Origin of the sequence: Thiorhodococcus drewsii AZ1 (assembly GCF_000224065.1) — a bacterium.
Taxonomy (GTDB): Bacteria; Pseudomonadota; Gammaproteobacteria; order Chromatiales; family Chromatiaceae; genus Imhoffiella; species Imhoffiella drewsii.
The window spans coordinates 1-2,667 of the sequence record NZ_AFWT01000094.1 but is presented as its reverse complement, the minus strand read 5'-3'; the positions used below and the strand labels follow the sequence as shown (position 1 = coordinate 2,667).

Annotated in this window: 5 protein-coding genes; 2 read left to right on the top strand and 3 right to left on the bottom strand. The window is 62.4% G+C overall.

From position 1 onward, the window contains the following. The 3 genes from tnpB to tnpA form a co-directional block, all read right to left on the bottom strand. On the bottom strand, positions 1 to 168 hold a 168-nt coding region (gene tnpB, locus THIDRDRAFT_RS27450; RefSeq protein WP_007043351.1), incomplete at its 3' end, for an IS66 family insertion sequence element accessory protein TnpB. Next, positions 165 to 320: a hypothetical protein gene (locus THIDRDRAFT_RS26985; RefSeq protein ID WP_245535924.1), complete on the bottom strand. Its 156-nt coding sequence runs from the start codon at positions 318 to 320 to the stop codon at positions 165 to 167. The genes tnpB and THIDRDRAFT_RS26985, both read right to left, overlap by 4 nt. Next, positions 269 to 520 (bottom strand): IS66 family insertion sequence element accessory protein TnpA, encoded by a 252-nt coding sequence (tnpA, locus tag THIDRDRAFT_RS27445; protein ID WP_007043350.1) that lies wholly within the window; start codon positions 518 to 520, stop codon positions 269 to 271. Before tnpA ends, THIDRDRAFT_RS26985 begins: the two co-directional genes overlap by 52 nt. A 516-nt stretch (positions 521 to 1,036) precedes the next feature. Between tnpA and THIDRDRAFT_RS23020 the strand changes: the two genes are divergently transcribed. Continuing rightward, complete coding sequence (locus THIDRDRAFT_RS23020; protein WP_139058896.1) at positions 1,037 to 2,368, top strand: IS4 family transposase; 1,332 nt, start codon at positions 1,037 to 1,039, stop codon at positions 2,366 to 2,368. 105 nt (positions 2,369 to 2,473) lie between these two features. After that, positions 2,474 to 2,667: IS4/Tn5 family transposase DNA-binding protein (locus THIDRDRAFT_RS25175; protein ID WP_245535923.1), on the top strand; the 194-nt coding region annotated here is incomplete at its 3' end.

Here is a 2,667-nt window from a genome sequence, read left to right as displayed (position 1 = left end):
GATCTTGAGCTTGTCGCGCCCGCGATTGCAGAACACGAACACCTGGCTCGAGAAGGGGTCGGCCGCGAGCACATCGACCACCAGGGCCGCCAGCCCGTCGATCTGCTTGCGCATGTCGGTCGCCCCGGCGGCCAAATAGACTTGCCTCTGTCCCCCGAGCCTGATCATGCCGCCAGGGACTCTTGGAGCACCGCCAAGACGCGGCGCAGTGTCCTGGGTTCGAAGTCGGCACCGACCTCCAGGCGCAAGCCATTGGCCAGAACCAGGGTCAGCGCCGGCCCCGCCACTGGCTCGGGAATCGCGTGCAGCTCGACAGGCACCCAGCGAACCGCTCGCCTTCGCCCTGGCGTGTTTCATGATCACCGGGATTCGCAGCCTCACGCAGCTGCTCGCGCCACCGATGAAAGCTCGTCACCGAGATGCCCTGCTGGGCGCAATACGCTGCCTGGGTCAGACCACTCTTTGGCCAGCCCTCGACAATGGATTGCCACTGCTCGCGTGTGCGCCGTCGATCTGCCATGCTGAAACTCCTGTCGTGGTGGAATGGAATTTCATCTTGCAGACTCGATTCTGGGCGGGATAGATGTAATTGGCCGGACGCTTACCACGGATACGCACCGCGATTTGGACGGGTATGAGCTCCAAGAGCTATTGGCACCTGTCCCGATCGCTGGGCACGCAAACCGGGATGACCAATGACTGGCTTAAAGACCAGGGCTTGATCAGCATTCGCGATCAGTGGATGAAAGCGCATGGCTATGCCTGAAGTCCTCGTGTGCTCCCTTCTTGTGAACCGCCTAGTGCGGACCCGCATGCTAGGTGGTGTGGGGAGGGCGGGCCAGGGCTTTGAAGGTCACATATAGTGACTCCGCACACTCATTGAGTCCAAGGCATTGCCAGTGTTGATTCGCCCCCCTGTGGGCGCTGTCAGGCCCCTACATTGCTGACAGTCTGCTTGTTTTTGACCACGCCCTGGAGACTCCCTGTGCTGACCTCGTTGCGCGATCGCTTTGCCACGCATTTTCCGATTCCTACCATGGCCCGTGCACTGCTGGAGCGCAGTTTTCATCCGGAGCGACTCAACGCCTGGTTCAAGACGGTGGCGCAGGGGCAGTACAACCGCAAGCAGCTGTTCTCGACGCTGTTCGAGCTGATGATGCAGGTGGTCACGCGTCAGCAACCCTCGGTGCATGCGGCTTATCAAGGGGCGCCCGAGCCGATTCCGGTCTCGCTCAAGGCGGTCTATGACACGCTCAACGGTCTGGAGCCGGAGATCGCCTCGGCGCTGGTCGATGACAGCGGCGAGCAGGCCACGTCGATGATCACCGCCCTTGGGGGAAGCCGTGAGCCGCTGGTGAGCGGCTACCGAGTCAAGATCCTCGATGGCAATGCCTTGGGCGGACGTGAGCACCGCCTCCAAGAGAGCCGCGGGCAGTGTGCCGCCCCCTTGCCGGGCAAGGCGCTGGCGGAGCTCGAGCCGGCGCTGGGACTGATTACGCACCTGATCGCCGAGCCCGATGCCTATACTCAGGAGCGGGCACTGCTGCCCCAGTTGGAGAGCGCCATTGAGGCCGGAGATCTGTGGATCGCCGATCGTAATTTCTGTGTTGCCTCCTGGATCTGGACACTGCATCAGCGCGAGGCAGCCGTGCTGGTGCGCGAGCACCAGCAGATCCCGCTCCATTCGCTTGAGCCATTGCGCCCGGTCGGGCGTAGCGAGCAGGGCGTGCTCAGCGAGCAACGCGTGACAATCACTGCCCCCGACGGGCAGCAACGCCTGGAGTTGCGCCGCATCCGCCTGGAGCTGAGCGCGCCGACGCGCGACGGTGAGACACAGCTGTACGTTCTGACGACCCTGCCCGCCGCAGTGGTCGACGCCGCGCAGGTAGCCACGCTTTACCACAAGCGCTGGAGAGTGGAAGAAGCCTTTTTGCATGTGACCACCGAGCTGCGCTGCGAGCTCGAGACCCTCGCTTATCCGTCTGCGGCCCTGTTTGGATTGGCCATGGCTATCGTTGCCTACAACGCCTTGGCCGTGCTCAAGGCGGCGCTGCACCAGGTCCATGGCGCTGAGACCATCGGCACCGAGCTCTCGGGCTATTACATCGTCAACGAGATGGGTCGCGTTAGCGAGAGCCTCGAGACCCTGGTCGAGCCCGAAGATTGGGCCGTCTTTCAAACGCTCACCACCGAGGCCATAGCCGCCTGGCTGCTCGCCACAGCACAGCACGTCCAGCTGCGTAAGTACCGCAAGCATCCCCGTGGACCCAAGAAACCCACCCCGGCCCGCACGCACGACCCCGCCAATCCTCATGTCTCCGTCGCGCGCGTGCTTGCACAGCGTCAGAAGGCCAAGAAAATGGCCTGAGCCTGAGACAGTATGGGTAAATGGCGGCGTCACGAATTGTGACCTTCAAAGCATCCCATTACACAGAACTCTGAGTGTACGATAGCGAACTATTTTTTCTGAGACATGTTGGAGCACACGATGGGCTGGGCGTCGGAAGAATTGGCCTCGATTGATCTGGGCGACACGCGCCGCAACCGGCGCGCGATTCAGTTGATCGAGCGCTTGGCTGAGCATCCGACGGCGAGTATTCCGGGGGCCTGCAACGGCTGGTCGGAGACGCAGGCGGGCTATCGGTTTCTCGGCAGTGAAACCTACGA